The 20,109-nt window shown below is 61.3% G+C and carries 14 protein-coding genes; 8 read left to right on the forward strand and 6 right to left on the reverse strand.

What is annotated here, in order from left to right; all coding sequences use genetic code 11:
* Positions 1-325: 325 nt before the first annotated feature.
* Complete coding sequence (locus ASB58_RS08115) at positions 326-1,990, forward strand: electron transfer flavoprotein-ubiquinone oxidoreductase (protein ID WP_096006488.1); 1,665 nt, start codon at positions 326-328, stop codon at positions 1,988-1,990.
* Between the two features lie 228 nt (positions 1,991-2,218).
* On the opposite strand, the gene ASB58_RS08120 is transcribed toward ASB58_RS08115, so the two are convergent.
* From ASB58_RS08120 to ASB58_RS08130, 3 genes are read right to left on the reverse strand one after another with little or no spacing between them, the layout of a single operon-like run.
* Positions 2,219-3,127, reverse strand: coding sequence for a transglutaminase family protein (locus tag ASB58_RS08120; RefSeq protein WP_118130531.1), 909 nt, complete (start codon positions 3,125-3,127; stop codon positions 2,219-2,221).
* Positions 3,128-3,137: 10 nt separating this feature from the next.
* On the reverse strand, positions 3,138-5,723 hold the full coding sequence (locus ASB58_RS08125) for a circularly permuted type 2 ATP-grasp protein (RefSeq protein ID WP_118130039.1): 2,586 nt from the start codon (positions 5,721-5,723) through the stop codon (positions 3,138-3,140).
* A gap of 55 nt (positions 5,724-5,778) precedes the next feature.
* On the reverse strand, positions 5,779-9,099 hold the full coding sequence (locus ASB58_RS08130; RefSeq protein WP_118130040.1) for a transglutaminase family protein: 3,321 nt from the start codon (positions 9,097-9,099) through the stop codon (positions 5,779-5,781).
* 214 nt (positions 9,100-9,313) lie between these two features.
* Between ASB58_RS08130 and ASB58_RS08135 the strand changes: the two genes are divergently transcribed.
* Genes ASB58_RS08135 through ASB58_RS08145 form a run of 3 tightly spaced genes read left to right on the forward strand, consistent with a single transcriptional unit; the run spans position 9,314 to position 12,892 of the window.
* The gene (locus ASB58_RS08135; protein WP_118130041.1) at positions 9,314-10,768 is read left to right on the forward strand and encodes a circularly permuted type 2 ATP-grasp protein; all 1,455 of its coding nucleotides are present in this window, start codon (positions 9,314-9,316) and stop codon (positions 10,766-10,768) included.
* Positions 10,769-10,771: 3 nt separating this feature from the next.
* Entirely contained in the window at positions 10,772-11,728 is a 957-nt protein-coding gene (locus ASB58_RS08140) for an alpha-E domain-containing protein (RefSeq protein WP_096006484.1), read from the forward strand.
* Between the two features lie 15 nt (positions 11,729-11,743).
* Positions 11,744-12,892 (forward strand): zinc-binding metallopeptidase family protein, encoded by a 1,149-nt coding sequence (locus tag ASB58_RS08145; RefSeq protein ID WP_407920677.1) that lies wholly within the window; start codon positions 11,744-11,746, stop codon positions 12,890-12,892.
* Positions 12,893-12,928: 36 nt separating this feature from the next.
* Here ASB58_RS08145 and ASB58_RS08150 read toward each other — a convergent pair whose 3' ends face one another.
* Positions 12,929-13,306 (reverse strand): YkgJ family cysteine cluster protein, encoded by a 378-nt coding sequence (locus tag ASB58_RS08150; protein WP_096006482.1) that lies wholly within the window; start codon positions 13,304-13,306, stop codon positions 12,929-12,931.
* Between the two features lie 208 nt (positions 13,307-13,514).
* On the opposite strand from ASB58_RS08150, the gene ASB58_RS08155 reads away from it, so the two are divergent.
* Together ASB58_RS08155 and ASB58_RS08160 are read left to right on the forward strand one after the other, a co-directional pair.
* Positions 13,515-14,732 carry a serine hydrolase domain-containing protein gene (locus ASB58_RS08155; RefSeq protein ID WP_118130042.1) on the forward strand — a complete coding sequence of 406 codons (1,218 nt, stop codon included), beginning with the start codon at positions 13,515-13,517 and terminating at the stop codon, positions 14,730-14,732.
* Positions 14,733-14,762: 30 nt separating this feature from the next.
* On the forward strand, positions 14,763-15,194 hold the full coding sequence (locus ASB58_RS08160; protein ID WP_118130043.1) for a hypothetical protein: 432 nt from the start codon (positions 14,763-14,765) through the stop codon (positions 15,192-15,194).
* A 314-nt stretch (positions 15,195-15,508) separates the two neighbouring features.
* On the opposite strand, the gene ASB58_RS08165 is transcribed toward ASB58_RS08160, so the two are convergent.
* Positions 15,509-16,480 (reverse strand): IS110 family RNA-guided transposase, encoded by a 972-nt coding sequence (locus tag ASB58_RS08165; RefSeq protein ID WP_118130044.1) that lies wholly within the window; start codon positions 16,478-16,480, stop codon positions 15,509-15,511.
* A 321-nt stretch (positions 16,481-16,801) separates the two neighbouring features.
* Here ASB58_RS08165 and ASB58_RS08170 point away from each other — a divergent pair, with 321 nt between their 5' ends.
* Both ASB58_RS08170 and ASB58_RS08175 read left to right on the forward strand, forming a co-directional pair.
* Positions 16,802-17,848, forward strand: a complete 1,047-nt coding sequence (locus tag ASB58_RS08170; RefSeq protein WP_118130045.1) for a DUF2817 domain-containing protein — start codon at positions 16,802-16,804, stop codon at positions 17,846-17,848.
* Positions 17,849-17,923: 75 nt separating this feature from the next.
* Positions 17,924-19,672, forward strand: coding sequence for an alkaline phosphatase D family protein (locus ASB58_RS08175; protein ID WP_118130046.1), 1,749 nt, complete (start codon positions 17,924-17,926; stop codon positions 19,670-19,672).
* On the opposite strand, the gene arfB is transcribed toward ASB58_RS08175, so the two are convergent.
* Positions 19,669-20,082, reverse strand: a complete 414-nt coding sequence (gene arfB, locus ASB58_RS08180; RefSeq protein WP_096005350.1) for an alternative ribosome rescue aminoacyl-tRNA hydrolase ArfB — start codon at positions 20,080-20,082, stop codon at positions 19,669-19,671. The two genes, ASB58_RS08175 and arfB, sit on opposite strands and share 4 nt — an antisense overlap.
* Between the last annotated feature and the right edge of the window lie 27 nt (positions 20,083-20,109).

The raw sequence follows: 20,109 nt of genomic DNA on the forward strand, positions 1-20,109 counted from the left end.
GACTCGCTTAACCGCTACAAGTACCTTCATGGTTGCCTCATTCAATGTGTAGCCAAAACAAAGCCCGAACAAATAGTGACCAGAAATAAAAAAACGTTCACAATAAGACTAAAGCGGGCCCGTCGTTCAAAAGCTCTTTATCATGACTTTCCAAGCACAGGCGGTCAATAGGAGCAATTCGACAAAAGGTCCAATAAAGGGCCAAAACGCCATCTTTGCGTTGGAGCGCAAAAAACGGGCTGTTATACTGCGCGGCTCAATGGATCACGGAAGATCATCAAAGAATCCAATTACATGTGACGGGCCTTGAGTTAGGAGATAAATTGTGGAACGCGAATTCATGGAGTTTGACGTTGTCATCGTAGGTGCCGGCCCCTCTGGCCTGGCAGCTGCATGCCAAATCAAAAAGCAAGCCGCTGAAGCCGAGCAGGAAATCAGCGTCTGTGTCGTAGAAAAAGGCTCCGAAGTCGGCGCCCACATTCTCTCCGGTGCAGTATTCGAGCCGCGCGCCCTGGAAGAGCTCTTCCCCGACTGGAAAGAGATGGGTGCTCCGCTGAATACCGAGGTCAAGCGCGATGACATCTATATGCTCACCAGCGCAGACAAGTCGACCAAGCTGCCCGACGCTATCGTACCCAAGACCATGCACAACCATGGCAACTACATCATTTCCCTGGGTAACCTCTGCCGCTGGCTGGCCGAACAGGCCGAAGGTCTGGGCGTCGAGGTGTATCCGGGCTTTGCCGCTCAGGAAGCGCTGATTGACGAAAACGGCGTTGTGCGCGGTATTCTGACCGGTGACCTGGGCGTCGACCGTGAAGGCAACCCGAAAGACGGCTTCTATACCCCGGGTATGGAACTGCGCGCCAAATACACCCTGTTCGCCGAAGGCTGCCGCGGCCACATTGGCAAGCAGCTGATCAAGCGTTACAACCTGGACTCCGAAGCTGACGCCCAGCACTACGGTATCGGCATCAAGGAAATCTGGGACATCGACCCGGCCAAGCACGAACAGGGTCTGGTGGTTCATACCGCTGGCTGGCCGCTGGATATCGTCGGCACCGAAAACACCGGTGGCTCATTCCTGTATCACATCGAGAACAACCAGGTTGTCGTTGGTCTGATCATCGATCTGTCCTACTCCAACCCGCACCTGTCGCCGTTCGATGAGTTCCAGCGCTACAAGCACCACCCGGTGATCAAGCAGTATCTGGAAGGCGGCAAGCGCGTTGCCTACGGCGCTCGCGCCATCTGCAAAGGCGGCATCAACTCCCTGCCGAAAATGGTCTTCCCGGGCGGCGCACTGATCGGTTGCGATCTGGGCACCCTGAACTTCGCCAAGATCAAGGGCAGCCACACTGCCATGAAATCCGGCATGCTGGCAGGTGAAGCTGTAGTCGAAGCGCTGAAAGCCGGGCGTGAAGGCGGCGACGAGCTGACCGGTTACGTCGACAACTTCAAGTCCAGCTGGCTGTACGACGAGCTGTTCGCAGCCCGTAACTTCGGCCCGGCGATTCACAAGTTCGGCCCGCTGTTCGGCGGCGCGTTCAACTACATCGACCAGAACTGGTTCGGCGGCAAGATCCCGGTCACCCTGCACGACACCAAGCCGGATTACGCTTGCCTGAAGAAAGCCTCCGAAGCGACCAAGATCGACTATCCGAAACCCGATGGCGTGCTGAGCTTCGACAAGCTGTCTTCGGTCTTCATGTCCAACACCAACCATGAAGAAGACCAGCCGATCCACCTGACGCTGAAAGACCCGAGCATTCCGCTGGAGAAGAACCTGCCGCTGTACGACGAGCCGGCACAGCGCTATTGCCCGGCTGGCGTGTACGAGGTGGTCACTCAGGACGACGGCGAGAAGCGCTTCCAGATCAACGCGCAGAACTGCGTACACTGCAAAACCTGTGACATCAAGGACCCGGCCCAGAACATCAACTGGATCGCGCCCGAAGGGACTGGTGGCCCGAACTATCCCAACATGTAACGCGCTCGCGCCTTACAGCAAAAAAACCGGCCACTGGCCGGTTTTTTTGTGGCTGGAAGCTGGAAGCTGGAAGCTGGAAGCTGGAAGCTGGAAGCTAAATCAGGATGGGCTCCTCGCAAAGCGAGTCAAACAGGGTTTGCGGACTGGAAGCAAAAAGCCAACATCCGCACCAACTCGGACTACTTCCAGCTTCAGGCCTCCAGCCTTAAGCCTTCAGCCGCCCCTCGCCTAAACCAACCTCCCCGCCGCTGCGTCGCTCTGCGGCAACACATCCACCGCCACACTCAACACATGCTCCCCACCGCCGGTCATCACGCCCTTGAGCGGTGTGACATCGGCAAAGTCGCGCCCCCAGCCGAGCACGATATAGCGCTCATCGGGCACGCAACCGTTGGTCGGGTCAATCTCCAGCCAGCCCCAACCGGGCACGTAGACCGCCAGCCAGGCGTGGGTGGCGTCTGCGCCGAGGAGTTTTTCCTGACCAGGCGGCGGCAGCGTTTCCATGTAGCCGCTGACATAACGGGCCGCCAGACCCAACGAGCGCAGACAACCGATGGCCAGGTGGGCGAAGTCCTGACAGACACCTCGCTTGCTGGCCAGCACGTCCTGCAGGGGCGTTGCGACTGTGGTGAACTCAGGGTCGTAGGTGAACTCGGTAAAGATCCGGGTGTTCAGCTCCAGCACCGCATCAATCAGGTTGCGGCCCGGCGTGAAGCTGCTGCGGGCAAACTCGGCCAGCTCGGCGCTCTGATAAACAAAGGGTGAGCTGAGCACATAGAGCCGGGCATCCAGGCAATCGCGGTTGGTCTGGCGCGGGTCCTGGCGCAGTTCCAGCACCGCTTGCTCCCAGGCAATGCCCGAGAAGATGTCGGCGAGTGGCCGTGGATGGGTGATGATTTCACTGCTGACACTCACATCCAGGCTGTCGTGTAGCGACTCGATGGAGAAGTACACCACCCGATTACCAAAAAAGTCGGTGCGCTCACGCATGCGGTCAGGACGCGGACTGATCTCCAGCTGGCTGTTGTTGCACTCCTGCCAGGGCAGTACACGCGGCAAAATACGCGCCTCGTTCTGACTTAGGCTAGCCGGGCCGCTGTACTGATAACGGGTGCTGTGGCGCAAAAGATATTTCACCAAAAACCTCTCAGGCCTGGCCGCTGAAGTGCATGCTGACTAACTGTCGAGGCGCTTCAACATGACTGAAATGACTGTGGGTGATGGCGTTGGACAGCTCAGCCATCGGTTGAATCAACTGATCCAGCAGCTCGTTCAATGCCTTGCGCGCCGAGAGGGAGCCTTCCAGATCCGACAGGGTTTCAATGTCGACCAGATGCAAGGCACTGGTCGCCTGGATAATCAGCCGCTGCTCCTGATTACGATACGGTGAGCTGCCAGGCGAAGGCAGCTTGGCAATCTGCGACCCCAGACGTTTGAGCATGTAACCAATGGAGCGCGGGTTGGCCTCGTCAAACAACAACAGGTCAAGAATCGCCAGCGGGTGCAGCTGTGAGCGATAGCGCCGACGGTAGACGGTTAGGTTGTCGGTGGTAGCCAGCACCACCTCCCACAGCGGAATACCGGGCTCATCAGCGGTCAGCAGCGCGAGCTTGAGCAACTCCAGCGAGCCGATGGCACGCTCCAGAAAACGACCAATATCAAGGAAACGCCAACCGTAATGGTGCGGCATGGTCTCGTTGCACAGACCGAAGAACGCTGCCAGATCCAGCACCATGGCTTCCAGGTGCCGCTGACCGACGACCACGCCACGGGCTCGTGACATGCTGTTGAAGTGCTGACGCAGGCTATTGATGGCACGCCAGGTGTCATCCCCAAGGTGGTCTCGTACCGCCCGACTGTTACGCACAAAGTGCCCGAACAGCACCGGCAAGCCGTCTGGCAGGTCATCGGCAAACATCTGCAGCAGGCGATCTCGAATGGCGATGTACTCGCGCGAGAAGCGGCTGTTGCTCGGCGCCTCCCCTTCGAGGTCGGCCGGCTCCAGTGGTATTTCCAGCGCACGCAGAAGATCTGGCATCAGCTGCGAGCCCGTTTCCGGGCGCTCATCCTGCAGCAGCCGGGCCAGCGCCTCGCGCAGCAGCCGGCCGCGGGTGTCCAGCCGCTCACCGTAGCGCCCCATCCAGAACAGGCTTTCCGCTACTCGGCATGGCAGATCCTTGCCGTCGCGCGTTACGACGATCGGCCCCAGTGCCTGACGCAGCAGGCTGATATGCGGCTGCGGCACCGGTGCCATGACCCAGATATCCTTGACCAGCCGACTCTTCATCAGCGGCGCACCCGGCTCACCAACCCAGGCCAGGCCGCCCGGCATGACGCGGTAATTACGCTCATTAACCGGTTTGCTCAGATCATCGGGCTCAACCAGGCTGAAAAAACGCAGTGTCGCGCTTTGCCGCTCCAGGGTGCCGGTCTGCGGGTTGAAACCCGGCGTTACCGCGGCTTCGATCGGCCTTTGGGCGGTAAACAGGTAAGGCTGGCGCTCCATGCTGATGCGCAGATCGCGCAGCGCCTCAAGGCCCATTTGATCTGCATGATAGAGGCGCCCCGGCTTGCTGATATCACGCAGAATCCAGCCATCTATCTCTGACTTCACCTGCTCCAGCGAGCGCGCGTCGCCACACCAGAGGGTTTCTCGGCATGGCAGCAACAGCTTCTCGCCCAGCAGCGCCTGACACAGCGCAGGCAAGAAAGCTGAGAGCCCTGGATGCTCCAGAATACCGGCGCCCAGCGCATTAGCGATGTGGACGTTGCCGCAGCGGGCAGCCTGCAGCAAACCGGGTACCCCCAGTAGCGAATCCGGACGCAGCTCCAGCGGATCACACCAGGGATCGTTGATCTGGCGCAGGATCACATCCACCTGTTTCAGGCCACCCAGGGTGCGCATGGCTACCTGCCCATCGCGCACTACCAGGTCATCACCCTCGACCAGCGAAAAGTTCATGTAGTTGGCCAGCCAGGCGTGCTCGAAATACCCGGGACTGCCCGGCCCCGGCGAGAGCAGCACGATGTTGGGCTGCTCTCGCTGCCCGTTGGCCAGACTGGCGAGACAGCGATGCTGGGCCTGCAGGAACCCGGCCAGGCGCTTGATCGGCGCTTCGCGGTAGATACTGGGCAGTGCGCGGGCCAGGGTAATGCGGTTTTCCAGCGCATAACCGGCGCCGGCTGGCGACTGAGTCCAGTCGGCCAGCACCTGCCAGCCGCCCTCGCTATCCCGTACCAGGTCGGTGCCGTGGAAGATCAGCAGCGGCCGCTCCACCTGTGGCGGATCGTCGGCGGCGGAAAACAGAAACCCGGGATGCGTGAAAATCAGCTCGGGCGGCAGCAGGCCTTCGCTGATGATCCGGCGAGCACCGTAGAGGTCATCAAGGATGTGTTCCAGCAGCCGACTGCGCTGGCGCAGGCCCGCCTCCAGCTCGTCCCACTCCTGGGTGCCGACCACCCAGGGCATGCAGTCCAGCTGCCAGGAACGCAGCTGCCCGGGGTCGTCTTCATACGGGTTGAAGGTAACGCCGTTCTCATGCAGCAGGTTCTGGGTTTCTTCCCAGCGGCCAGCCAGCACCTCGGAGCCGAGCTGCGCGACGTCCTCCAACAGCGCCTGCCAAGGCGCGCGCGGCTGCTGATCCTCGCCCAGCAACTCGTCGTGCCCGGCATATCCCGGATACTCCCCAAGGATGGCCTTGACGGCAGATCCCAGATTCACAGCTTGTTGCATGCAGCGCTTCCCGGTGACGGCTGAGAATCAGCAGCCTGATGTATGTAGCCGTCGATTATAAACCAGGACTGCGTACCCCGGCGCGCCGCAGATCGAGGGTATGCGGATACTCCTGACCCGGCGCTTGCTGAATCTCACTGATCTCGCCCTGGGTGTGGCCGTAGGCCCAGAAACGCGCCATGCGTCGCGCTTCGGCTTCGTTGGCGTTAACCGGGAAACGCTCGAAGTTACGCCCGGCCGGATGCACTACGTGGTACGTGCAGCCGCCCACCGAGCGCTCATTCCAGCTGTCCACCAGATCGAACACCAGCGGTGCCTGCACGGCGATGGTCGGGTGCAGGGCCGACGGCGGCTGCCAGGCACGATAGCGCACAGCAGCCACCGCCTCACCGGCTACGCCGGTCGGCTGCAGCGGCACGCGATAGCCGTTGCAGGTCAGCACATGCCGTGCCGGGTTGTAATCCTGCAGCTTGACCTCCAGCCGTTCCACCGACGAGTCGACGTAACGCGCCGTGCCGCCACCACTGACCTCCTCGCCCAGCACATGCCAAGGCTCGATGGCCTGCCGCAGGGAGATACGGGTGTCGCCATACTGCACCTCCCCCGCATGCGGAAAGCGGAACTCCAGGAAGGGAGCGAACCAGTCCTCGGCAAAGTCGAACCCATGCTCACGCAAATCGGCCAGCACATCGCACAGATCGCGCCACAGATAATGCGGCATCATCCATTTGTCGTGCAGCGCGGTACCCCAGCGCGCCAGGGGCTGCCGGTAGGGCTTGGCAAAGAAGCGCGCCACCAGGGCGCGAATCAGCAATTGCTGCATCAGGCTCATTCGCGCGTGCGGCGGCATTTCAAAACCGCGCAACTCCAGCAGGCCAAGACGCCCGGTTGCGCTGTCCGGCGAGTACATCTTGTCGACACAGAACTCGGCGCGGTGGGTGTTGCCGGTGATATCGGTCAGCAGGTTACGCACCAGCCGATCCACCAGCCAAGGCTGTGGCGCCTCGCCCTCGGGCATCTGCGACAGCGCGATCTCCAGCTCGTACAGCGCTTCATACCGGGCCTCATCCACCCGGGGTGCCTGACTGGTCGGGCCGATGAACATGCCGGAGAACAGGTAGGACAGGCTCGGGTGATGCTGCCAGTAGGTCAGCATGCTGGCCAGCAGATCCGGGCGCCGCAGGAACGGCGATTGCGCCGGAGTTCGGCCGCCCAGGGTCACGTGGTTGCCGCCGCCGGTACCGGTGTGACGACCATCGAGCATGAATTTCTCGGTGCCCAGTCGGGTCTGGCGCGCTTCCTCATAGAGGATTTCCGTGTTGCGTACCAGCTCCGGCCAGCTGGCTGCGGGCATGATGTTGACCTCGATGACCCCCGGGTCCGGGGTAATCATGAATTTCTCGATACGGTTGTCCGACGGCGGCGCATACCCTTCGATGCAGACCGGCATGTCCAACTCGGCAGCGGTGTGCTCGATACAGGCCAGCAGCTCGAGGTAGGGCTCCAGCCGGGTCAGTGGCGGCATAAAGACAAACAACTTGCCGTCACGTGGCTCGATGCACAGCGCGGTGCCGATGACACCACCCTCGCTCAACTCGGGCAGTTGTTCCTGCCAGTCCTGCCCGGCGGCCATGTGGTGCATGCCGTCATGCCGGGCGCTGTGCACAGCGCTGTAGCGGCTGGCCACCTCACCGTTCAAGTCAGGTAGTGCCGCGGCTTCATCGAACAGCGACAACGGCTGCGCCTCTTCACGGCGCGCAATCGGCAACGATGACAACGGCAGACGCAGGCCCATGGGCGAGTCCCCCGGCACCAGATAGAGCTGCTCACGCCGCAGCGGCCAGTCACCGCTGACCCAGCCACCCTCCTCCGCCCGGGTCAGCGGCAACGTGTAGCCCACGGTACGGTCGAGGCCTCGCTCGAGCAGGCGCGCAAGACGCAGGCGATTGTCGTCGTCCTGCAGGTCTTCACCACGCAGGTCAACGTCGATCGGCTGGGTACGCTCCAGCCAGAGGTAGTAGTAGGCATCTTCAAAACAGGGCAGCAAATACTGGGTCGGCACCCCCAGGCGGCGCATCAGCACCTCGGCAAAGCGTTTGGCGCTGTGCTCATCCGCTCCGTAATCGCGGTCCACATCAGCCAGCCAGCGATCGTCCTGCCACACTGGCTTGCCATCACGACGCCAATAGCAAGCCAGCGCCCAACGTGGCAGAGGCTCACCCGGATACCATTTACCCTGTTGGTAGTGGATCAGCGAATGCGGCGCAAAATGCGGACGCAAGCGCCGCAGCAGCCGCTCGGAAAGCCCCCTTTTGGTCGGCCCCTGCGCAGCGATGGTCCATTCTGGTGCATCCATGTCATCGATGGACACAAAGGTCGGCTCACCGCCCATGGTCAGACGCACGTCCAACTCATCCAGGCGCGTGTCTACAGCCTCACCCAGCGCCAGAATCTCGGCCCATTCGGTATCCGTGTATGGTTTGGTCACGCGCGGGTCTTCGTGCACCCGTTCAACGCTCATATCAAAGTGAAAGGTCACTTCGCAGGGATCACTTGCCCCGGTAATGGGTGCGGCACTGGAAGGCTCAGCGGTGGCCGCCAGCGGCATATGCCCTTCCCCCGCCAACAGACCCGAGGTCGGGTCCAGCCCGATCCAGCCGGCACCCGGCACGAATACCTCGGTCCAGGCATGCAGGTCGGTGAAGTCGGTTTCCGTGCCGGAAGGCCCGTCCAGCGCCTTGACGTCGGCGGTCAACTGGATCAGGTAACCCGAGACAAAACGGGCAGCCAGCCCCAGTTGACGGCAGATATGCACCAGCAGCCAGGCCGAGTCACGGCACGAACCGCTGGCCAGCTCCAATGTCTGCTCCGGCGTTTGCACGCCCGGTTCCATACGGATGCCGTAAGTAATGTCATTGGCCAGACGCTGGTTCAGGGCGACCAGAAAATCAGTGATCGAGCATTTCTCGCGGCTGACGGAGGTCAGCCACTCGCTCAGCAACGGCCCGGGTTTCGGGCTTTCCAGATAGGGCGCCAGCTCCTTGCGCAGCCCGTCCTGATAATCAAAGGGGAACTGTTCTGCGTACTCTTCGACAAAGAAATCAAAGGGGTTGATAACGGTCATCGGGGCAACCAGTTCAACCTCGATCGACAGGTGGCGCATCTTCTCCGGAAACACCAAACGGGCGACGTGATTGCCAAAAGGATCCTGCTGCCAGTTGATGAAGTACTCGCCTCCGCTAATCTTGAGGCTATAGGCATCGATCGGCGTACGGCAGTGCGGCGCCGGGCGCAGGCGCACCAGGTGCGGCGAGAGCGCAACCGGTTTGTCGAAGTCGTAGGTGGTCTGGTGCCTGAGTGCTACGCGGATGGTCATGACAAATGATCCCGATCAAGTGTGCGGCAGTGCCCGCAACGGTAGAAGCAATGGCTGTGCCAAGGCTCGACGATACTTAACCCTTAACACAGGTGGGTGACAATCTTCGTTGCCGACCGATACCAGCACGGAACAGGCGTGCCCCGATCCAGTGCATCTGGTATGGCAATTGCAGGCTGCACACCAACCTTCCCCTGGCGAACAGAGTAGCTGAATGAGTAAAGTAAACTGGGACGATTACACTTCGAAGGGCTTTTACGACGAACTCATCAAGGCACCCGGACAGCCCCGCGCGGAGGCCGAGCTGTTATGCCAGTATCTCGCCAATCTCGACGCCCGCGAGCTGGCCGAACACAAAACCGCCGCCGAGGTGGCCATCCAACTGATGGGCATCACCTTTACCGTCTACACCGAAGGCAACATGATCGATCGGGCGTGGCCGTTCGATATCGTGCCGCGCATCATTCCGCTGGCCGAGTGGCAAAAGACCGATGCGGGCCTCAAGCAGCGCGTTCAGGCGCTGAACATGTTTATCGATGATTTGTACCACGACCAGAAGATCGTCAAGGACGGCGTGGTACCCAGGGAGGTACTGGCCCAGTCGGTCAACTTCCGCCCGCAGTGCGTCGGCATTTCCACTCCGCACAACGTCTGGGCGCATATCTGCGGCTCCGACCTGGTGCGCGACAACGACGGCACCCTGTACGTGCTGGAAGACAACTTGCGCGTTCCCTCGGGCGTCTCCTACATGCTGGAGAACCGCAACGTCACCAAACGGGTCATGCCCGATCTGTTCGCCAACGGCCTGATCCAGCCGGTCGACGACTACACCGCCCAGCTCTACGACATGCTGGCCTCGCTCTCGCCGCGTCCCGGCGATGATCCGAGCATCGTCATCCTGACCCCCGGCATCTACAACTCCGCCTACTACGAGCACTCCTACCTGGCGCAGCAGATGGGCGTGCAGTTGGTCGAGGGCAGCGACCTGGTGGTGGGCGACGATGATTGCGTCTACATGCGCAAGATTGACGGTCTGGCGCGCGTGGATGTGATCTACCGCCGGGTCGACGACATGTTCATCGACCCCGAGGTGTTCAATCCCGATTCCATGCTCGGCGTCCACGGCCTGATGCGCGCCTGGCGCAAGGGCAACGTAGCGCTGGCCAACGCACCGGGCGCCGGGGTGGCCGACGACAAGGTGATCTACGCCTTCGTGCCCAAGATCATCGAGTACTACCTCGGCGAACAGCCACTGCTGCCCAACGTGCCCAGCTACCTGTGCATGTTTGAGGAGGACCGCAAGTACGTGCTGGACAATCTCGACACGCTGGTGGTCAAGCCGGCCAACGAGTCCGGTGGCTATGGCATGCTGATCGGCCCGCACGCCACCAAGAAAGAGCGCGACACCTTTGCCGAGCTGATCAAGGCCGACCCGCGCAACTACATGGCCCAACCCACGCTGAGCCTGTCTACCTCGCCCACCTTGTGCGGCAACAGCATGGAGCCGCGCCACGTCGATCTGCGGCCCTTCATCCTGTCTGGAGAATCCACCTGGGTTACTACCGGCGGCCTGACCCGGGTCGCGCTCACCAAGGGTTCGCTGGTCGTCAACTCCTCGCAGGGCGGCGGCAGCAAAGACACCTGGATCGTTGACCTGGCAGGGAACTGAATCATGCTTTCACGTGTAGCCGAAAACACCTACTGGATGGCGCGCTATCTGGAGCGCGCCGAAGATACCGCACGCCTGCTGAGCGTCACCAGCCACCTGTTGCTCGATCTGCCCCGCTCGACCAAGCTCGGCTGGGCCGAGATCATCGCCATTACCGGCAATGATGCCCTGTTCGATGAGCTGTATCCGACCCGTGACGAAGCCAGCGTACTGTCGTTCATGTGCGGTGACCGTCGCTACTCCGGCTCCATCCTCAGCTCACTGGCCGCCGCCCGGGAAAACCTGCGCACCACCCGCGACGTCATCCCCCGGGAGATCTGGGAAGAAGTCAATCAGCTGTACCTGAGCGTCAAGGAGCAGGTCGGTTCAGGCATCACTCCGCGACGCCGCGACGCCTTTCTCGGCCGCGTCATCCGCAGCTGCCAAACGGTCAACGGCTTGATCGAAGGCATCCTGAGCTATACCCAGGTACGCTCGTTCCTGATGCTGGGCCGCCAGCTGGAGCGCGCCGACATGACCACCCGCATTATCGATGTGCGCTCGGCCAACCTGCTGCCGCGCAGCGATGAAGACCTCAAGCCCTTTGAGACCCTGCAGTGGATGAGCGTGCTCAAGTCACTGAGCGGCTACCAGATGTACCGCCAGCATGTGCGCTTGCGCATTCGCGGACCGGATGTGCTTAGCTTCCTGCTGCAGGACCGGCTGTTCCCGCGCAGCGTGGCCTGCTGCATGGAGCGCCTGGCCAATGCCCTGCAAACCTTGCCGCGGCACGAACTGGCCCTGCAGGAGGTCGAAACCTGCCGGCGAGACCTGAGCAAGCCGGACGTCGCCCTGCTGGCCGCCGAGCCCGACGAGCTGCACGCCTTTGTCGACGAGATTCAGATCGACTTTGACGAACTGCACGCGGCCATCAGCCAAACCTATTTCGCCAGCCCGGAGCAACTGCAAGGCAGCAGTTGAGCGGGCACAGGAGGCATCTTGAGTTATTTCGAGCAACTGCTGCAACGCAGTCGCGGACAACAGCTGTTCGATTACCACCCCAATGGCTTGCTGCAGCGCTGCAGCTGCGGTCAGCCAATATTCTTCGACAACACCCATTGCGTGCGCTGCGGTGCCGAGCTGGGTTATCTGCCGGATCAGGGCCAACTGCTGGCACTGGAAGCAGACGCCGAGCACTACCGCACCCGCGCCGCCGAGCCGCGCCGCGTGCGCTGCTGCGCTAATCGCACCAGCGCCGCGCAGTGCAACTGGTTGATTCCGGCTGACAGCGACGCCAGCCTGTGCCTGGCCTGCGAGCTCAACCTGACCATACCCGACCTCAGCCAACCCGACAGCGATGCCCTGTGGCTTCAGGTCGAACAGGCCAAGCGCCGGCTGGTTGCCCAACTGGTGCTGCTGGGGCTATCCGTGGTGCCACGTCGACTGGACCCGGAACATGGCCTGGGTTTTCACCTGTTGCGCCAACTGCCGGGCGGTCCGCCGATCACCACCGGGCACATGGCCGGTGAGATCACCCTGGATCTGGCCGAAGCCGATCCGGCCAACCGCGAGCAGCGTCGCCAGCAACTGCACGAACCTTACCGCACCCTGCTTGGGCACTTCCGCCATGAGAGCGGCCACTACTACTGGGATCGACTGGTGCAGAACAGCGACTGGCTGACACCCTTTCGCGAGCTGTTCGGTGATGAGCGTGCTGACTATCAGGCAGCATTGAAGACGCACTATGAACAGCCCGTGCGTGACTGGCAGCAGCATTTCATCAGTCAATACGCGAGCGCCCACCCCTGGGAGGATTGGGCCGAAACCTGGGCGCACTACCTGCACATGACTGACACCCTGAATGCGGCGCTGGATTTCGGCATTCAGCCCGGCAGTCTGGCCATGCAGGTCGAACCCTTTGACAGCAGTCAACTGCCACCACTGCCGCTGGGGCAGGACGAACGCGAGGCTTTTCTGGATTTCTGCAATCGCTGGGTGCAACTCAGCAGCGTACTCAACGTGCTGGCGCGCAGCATGGGGCAAACCGATATTTATCCGTTTGTGCTGAATATCGACAGTCTGCGCAAGCTGTATCTGGTGCATGCGCTGATTGCCGACAGCAGCGCTCGCACCAGTGCGGCCTGAGACGCCGCACGCCGCTGTGGCGTGCGGCAACCCAGATCAGGCAGCGATCGTCGGGATCAGCCGCGGACGCGTCGGATTGGATGGCAGCGGGGGCAAGCCGTGAGCGGCTCTGGCGCGCTGACATTCCGGGCTGTCCTGGCCGTTTTCGCCATGATAGGGAAACTCCCGACACGGGCTGGGACGCTGCTCGTAAATACTGCAGCGCACGCCCTCACCGACCGTGCCCAGCAGCCCCACACAACGAGGTTTGGGCTGATTGGTGCCCTGCATGCAGGCACGGTAAGGCGTTAATTGTTCAGTCAGCTGGGTGGGTACGTCACCCCCTGGGGCGCTATCAGTTTCTCCCCAGTAAAAAGACACCCTGAATGTGGCGCAACAGGCGCCGCAGTTCAGACAGGGCGAATGGTCGCTCATTTCATCGCAATCCTCAGGCCGCTACGGAGCGCGTTTTTTACTCCGCGCCGCGCCGCCGCACAAGAGGTCTCACGCGGCAAACCCGACTTTATTTTGTAACCGCCATCACACCTCCGCATGACACGCCATTTGCCATCGCTGGTGCCTTCTGTCAGTGGGTCTGGCAGGCTACTATCGGGGATTCACGCACACGAGGGATACTTCACTTATGGCCCAAAGCAACTGCATCGCCGGCGTCGATCTGGAACGGATTTCACACATTGGCAGCCACCTGCAATCAGCCTACATAGACGCTGGCAAGCTGCCTGGCGCCCTGACGCTGGTTGCCCGGCGCGGTGAACTGGTCTACTGCCATGCCCAGGGCCTGCGCGACGTAGAGCGCGGCCTGCCGGTAGAGCGCGACACCCTCTTCCGCATCTATTCCATGACCAAGCCGATCACCTCCATCGCCCTGATGCAGCTGTACGAGCAGGGTCGCTTTCTACTCGATGACCCGGTGCACAAGTACATCCCCAGCTGGAGCAACCTGCGCGTCTACAAGACCGGCGTCTATCCGCAGATCCTGACCACCGCCTGCGAGCGGCCCATGACCATTCGTGACCTGCTCACCCACCAGTCGGGCCTGACCTACGGCTTCATGAACCGCACCAACGTCGACGCCGCCTACCGCAGCCTCAAGCTCGACGGCGGCCCCGGCCTGACCCTGGATCGCCTGATCGACGATCTTGCCAGGCTGCCGCTCGAGTTTTCTCCCGGCACCGCCTGGAACTACTCAGTGGCTACCGACGTCTGCGGCTACCTGGTGCAAGTGCTATCCGGCCTGACGCTGGATGAGTACTTCCAGCGTCATATCTTCGCCCCACTGGGCATGGTCGACACCTTCTTCACCGTACCCGCCGACAAGCTCCCGCGCTTTGCCGCCTGCTATCAGTTCCAGCCCGGTGGCAGCTTCAGCCTGCAGGACGACCCGCAGGACTCCAGCTTCAGCAAGGCCCACGGCTATCTGTCGGGCGGTGGCGGCCTGGTCTCCACCATCGACGATTACTACCGCTTTGCCCAGGCGCTGGCCAACGGCGGCGAGCTGGACGGCGCCCGTATCATCGGCCGCAAGACGCTCGAATTCATGCGCATGAACCACCTGCCCAACAACCAGGATCTGCCAGGCGTATCCGTCGGCTCCTTCAGCGAAACGCCCTACGATGGCAGCGGCTTTGGCCTGGGTTTCTCGGTCAAGATCGACGTCGCCAAGTCACAAACCAATGGCTCAATCGGCGAATACGGCTGGGGCGGCATGGCCAGCACCAACTTCTTCGTTGATCCAGTCGAGGACCTGCTGATGGTGTTTATGACGCAACTGATTCCGTCGTCGAGTTATCCGGTAAGGCAGGAGTTGCGGGCGATTGTGAATGGGGCGTTGGTGGATTGAGCATCAGGCTATGCGCCAAGGAGGGCTTATATGTTTCTGACCATACTTGCAGGGGTAAGCGTCTTTGTTATCGGACAATTTGTCCTGAAGCTTATCCTAGAGCCCATCGTCAGCTTCAAAGAGAGCCTCGGTGCTCTGTCGGCATCTGTCTTAGGCATACAGCGAAAAATAACGAACTGCGCTGCAACTCCGGACGATCGCAAAGAGATGCACTTGGTTATTTCGATGATTCTGGTGAAGAAGCAGGGAATACCTTTTTATCCAACAGTTGCCAGGCTACTGCGGTTACCATCAGAGCAAGACCTCATTGAATCGTGCAGAACGCTTAACTTCATCTCGACGGAGATGGTGAAGGAGATGTCCATGCACAAGGGTGGAATGGCAGGCACCATAGAAATATCAGAAGGACTGAAAGAGGTAAGTGACAAACTTGGCGTGAGAGTCGACTTCAGCCCACGTTAGCAATGCTGCTCCTGCTGCGCTGTCAGAACGACGTACTCACTCCAAGCCACCTTTTCGCCCTTACGGCGAGTCAGGGGAAATGCTTGCCCATTTCCCCTAACAACCCCTAGGGCACCCCGACAGCGCGGCCCTTCGGGTTCGCTGCGTTGCTCGATTTATCGGGGTGGCCGGCAAGGTGAGCCACAAAACTCGTCGCTACGCTCCTCAGACACCCTGTGGCTCTTTTTCCCGATAAATCTGTGCTACTCGCCCACGCAAACGGGGATCTTTAGTCCGTGCTGCAGCAAATGTTTGCGTAGATACCGTCTTCCCGATCAGCGTGCAAGTGCTCTGATCGGGTCGAACGGCTGACCTGATTTCAGTACGCCGTAGATGATGTGCAGCAGCTTACGCATGGCCGCGCAGACGGCCAACCGACCAGCTTTACCGCGTTCAGCCAGCCTCACTTTCATCGCTTTGATGACCGGGTTGTAGGTCATCGCCGACAGCGCTGGCATGTATAGCGCTGCGCGCAACCGGCCTGACCCGGTGCGAGAGATGGTCGACTTGCCTCGGTATATCCCAGATTCCTGCAAACGCGGAGTCAGACCACAGAACGCTGCCAGCTGCCTTGCGCTGTCGAATCGCAGGGGGCTGCCCAGCTCTGCCAGCAGCGTGGCGGTGGTGCCATCACTGACACCATCAATGCTCTTCATTAGCCGCTTTTGCTCTCGTAGGTCCGGGTCATTGTCGATGTGGTCGTTGATAGCGGTGTTGATTAAGGCGATCTGGCCGTCCAGGTGCTCCAGATGAACACGGATAGAGGCTTGGGCTGATTCTGCGCTAACGTCCAGACGGTTGCGCTCCATCTGCGCCAACTCCTTCAGGTCGGCAAGCCGACGCACCAGGCCGCGTAGCTGACGGATGCTCTCTGGCTCGGGCTCCCAAGGACGCAGTTCTTCCAGATGGCGCTGTGCGTAGCGGGCGATCAATTTGGCGTCGGTCTTGTCGGTTTTAACCCGGCGCAGCTCGCTTTGCGCATATTTGGCGATGCGTGCAGGGTTGATGACACAGACCTGATAGCCTTGCTGATGCAGATGCGTCGCCAGCGCTTCGTGGTACACGCTCGTTGCCTCCATCAGCACCCAGCAATGTGGCTCAGCATGTTTCTCTAACCATTGGTCAAATTGCTTGAAGCCTTCGGGGGAGTTCGCCAGTTTGGCTTTGGTGCGGTATTTATCGCGCTCCAGCGGCTTGGCGATGTCGAAGGTGTGCTTGGCGATGTCGATTCCGATAACGCAGGTCATGGGGCCTCCGGCTCTGTTGACAGGCGATCGTCACCACACTCTGTTCTACCTTGCGAATACGTGCTCAGGCGCTCAGCGCCGGCACCAGATGTCTGAGTGTGTTGGCAGGTGACGGCCCATCTACGAACCAAGCTCTTGAGGCTTCAGGGGCACACCGGCCTGTCACCTGCCGCCCGATGATCAGTCGGGGACCATGGTCACAGGAACCACAGTCAACATACAAGGGGCACGGCAAGCCGTGCCCGCCTCACTCACTCCGATCTGTCACTCCGCCGTCACAATAAGCTGCAACCATCAGGCTTCCCCACGCCCGAGTGCATCATGAGCGACGCGCAACACCAGATTCACCGTCACCTCCCCGAACACGCGCAGCTTGAACAGCTGCTGCATCAGGCGGCGCGGCATCTGCGGGTCAGTACGCCGCTACATGTACCGGTCAACGGGCTGTCCATTCCGGTACGCGTGATCGAGCTGGGCAGCCGCTCACCGCGGGCGCCGGTGATCGGCTTTTTTGGCGGGGTTCATGGCGTTGAGCGCATTGGCACGCAGGTGCTGATTTCCTGGCTGCACAGCCTGGTGCATCGGCTCGACTGGGACGATCAGTTGCGCGAGCAACTGGAGCGGGTGCGCCTGCTGTTTATGCCGATGATCAACCCCGGCGGCATCTGGCATCACCGGCGCAGCAATCTCAACGGCGTAGACCTGATGCGCAACGCTCCGGTGGACGCCATGGGTCCGGTGCCCTGGCTGGTCAGCGGCCACCGTATCAGCCGGCGCCTGCCCTGGTACCGAGGCAAGCTGGGCGCGCCCATGGAGGCCGAGGCGATGGCGGTGGTGAATACCGTACAGCAGCGCATGCAGTCTGCCCCCTTTGCCATGAGTGTGGATTGCCACAGCGGCTTTGGCCGCCGCGACCGGCTGTGGTGCAGTTATGCCCGCAGTCACAAGCCCATCGCGCATATCGCCGAGGTGCTGCGTCTCAAGCAGCTGTTCGAACAGACCTACCCGCACCACCACCCCTATATCATCGAGCCGCAGTCGATCAACTACACCACCCACGGTGATCTCTGGGACTACCTCTACGACCACAGCCAGGAGCACCAGCCCGACAACCTGTTCCTGCCCTTTACGCTGGAGATGGGCTCCTGGCTGTGGGTGCGCAAAAATCCCCGCCAGATGCTCGACTATTTCGGTTACTTCAACCCGGTCATCAGTCACCGCAAGCGCCGTGTGCTGCGCCAGCATCTGCCGCTGTTCGAGTTTCTGACCCATGCCACCCGCTGCTGGCGCACCTGGACACCTACTCCGCAAAGCCGCGATGCACTGACCAGCGAAGCTATCGAGCTGTGGTTTGTCGACAAGCCGTAACCTCCCCGTCGTCCCCCTGTCACGCACGGCTGGCATAAGGAAGCGCTGACCAACACAATCAACAGGAGCAGTAACGTGGGCGGATTCAATCGGCGGGATTTTTTGCGTGCCTCGGCTTTGGCCTTCGGCAGCATCGTGGTATCCAGTGGCTTGCAGGGCTGTCTGTCGAGCAGTTCTTCCAGTGACGACGAAACAGTGCGCGGCCTGGCCTTCGAACATGGCGTTGCCAGCGGTGATCCGTTGACCGACCGCGTGCTGCTCTGGACCCGTATCACACCGACTGACGGCAACAACGCCGACGTACAGATCGGCTGGGAAATCGCCACCGACAGCGGGTTCACCGACCTGGTCCACAGCGGCACCGCCAGCACCAATGCCGCCCGAGACTTTACCCTCAAGGTCGACGCGCAGAACCTGCTGCCGGGCACCCGCTATTACTTCCGCTTCAAGGTCGCAGGCGTGACCTCTCCCGTCGGGCGCTGCAAGACCTTGCCTGCCGGTAGCATCGAGCAGGTGCGCTTTGCCGTGCTGTCGTGCTCCAACTATCCCGCCGGGCTGTTCCATGTCTATGCCGCGGCTGCGGCCGAGTCAGAACTGGACGCCGTGCTGCACCTGGGCGACTACATCTACGAATACGGCAACGGCGGCTACGCCACCGAAGATGCCGCCGCCCTGGGCCGTCTGTTACCGGAAGACAACGCCAACGAGATCCTCTCGCTGGACGATTACCGCAAGCGCTATGCCCTGTACCGCACAGACACAGACCTGCAGTCGCTGCACGCCAGCGCGCCCTTCATCGCCGTGTGGGATGACCACGAAGTCGCCAACGACACCTGGCGCGACGGTGCCGAGAACCATAATGACGGCGAAGGTGACTTTACCGAACGCAAGCTCGCGGCCCTGCAGGCCTACTTCGAGTGGATGCCGGTGCGCCCGGCCAGCGACGACGATGAAGAAACCATCTACCGCCGCTTTGACTTTGGCGACCTGGTCAGCCTGCACATGCTCGACACCCGCGTCATTGGTCGTGACGAGCAGCTCGACTTTGCCGACTACATTGGTGCCGGCGGTTTTGACGCCGCGCGTTTTACCGCCGACATCAGCGATACCAGCCGCACACTGCTGGGCCTCGCGCAACTCGACTGGCTGCAGACGCAACTGGCTACCTCCACCGCCACCTGGCAGGTTCTCGGCCAGCAGATCCTGATGGGGCGTATGTTGCTGCCGGCGGAAATGCTCACCGCGCTGCAGAACCCGGGCGCAACAGACCTCACGGCCATGCTCACCGAGCTGGTGACCATCAAGCTGCGCCAGCAGGCCGGCGACCCGACGCTGACGCCAGCCGAGATAGCCCGTATCGAAACCCTGATCCCCTACAACCTGGATGCCTGGGATGGCTACGCCTATGAGCGGGAGGTCGTGCTGGGCACCGCCCGCACCCTGAACAAGAATCTGATCGTGCTGGCTGGCGACACGCACAACGCCTGGGCCAACAACCTGACCACACAGGCTGGCGATGCGGTCGGCGTGGAGTTCGCGACGGCCTCGGTCAGCTCACCGGGCCTGGAGTCGTACCTGGGCCTGAGCGAAGCGCAGATCCCGGCAGCCGAGCAAGCCATTACCACGCTGGTGGACGGCCTGCAGTACCTGAACGCCAATCAGCGTGGCTATCTGCTGGTAACCTTTACCGCCGAGGAGGCCCGTGCAGACTGGCGCTACGTAAGCACCGTCAAGGCGGCCGACTACAGCATGGACACTGCACGAGCTCGCAGCCTGCGTACCCTGCCCGGCGCTGGCAATCGCACACTGGTGCCAACGGCCTAAAGATCAACCTTGCCGCGTAGCTGCTTGGTCTGACCGCGCTTGACCTTGCCGTCCACCCGTTTGACCTGCGAACTGCGGGTCGGACGGGTCGGGCGCCGCTTCTTCTGTACCACACCGGCAGCCAGAATCATCTCGCGCAACCGGTTGATGGCATCCTCACGGTTCATTTCCTGGGTACGGTACTGCTGCGCCTTGATCACGATGACACCCTCACTGGTGATACGCGAGTCACGCAGTGCCAGCAGCCGTTCCTTGTAGAACGGCGGCAGGCTGGAGGTGTTGATGTCAAAACGCAGATGAATCGCGCTGGACACCTTGTTGACGTTCTGTCCGCCCGCGCCTTGGGCTCGGACGGCGCTCATCTCGACCTCCCAGTCGCCGAGCTGAACCTGATTGGAGATAAAAATCATGGGCGCTCCCGCGCTGAATGAAGGTGC

Origin of the sequence: Pseudomonas abyssi (assembly GCF_003444685.1) — a bacterium.
GTDB classification, from domain to species: domain Bacteria; phylum Pseudomonadota; class Gammaproteobacteria; order Pseudomonadales; family Pseudomonadaceae; genus Halopseudomonas; species Halopseudomonas abyssi.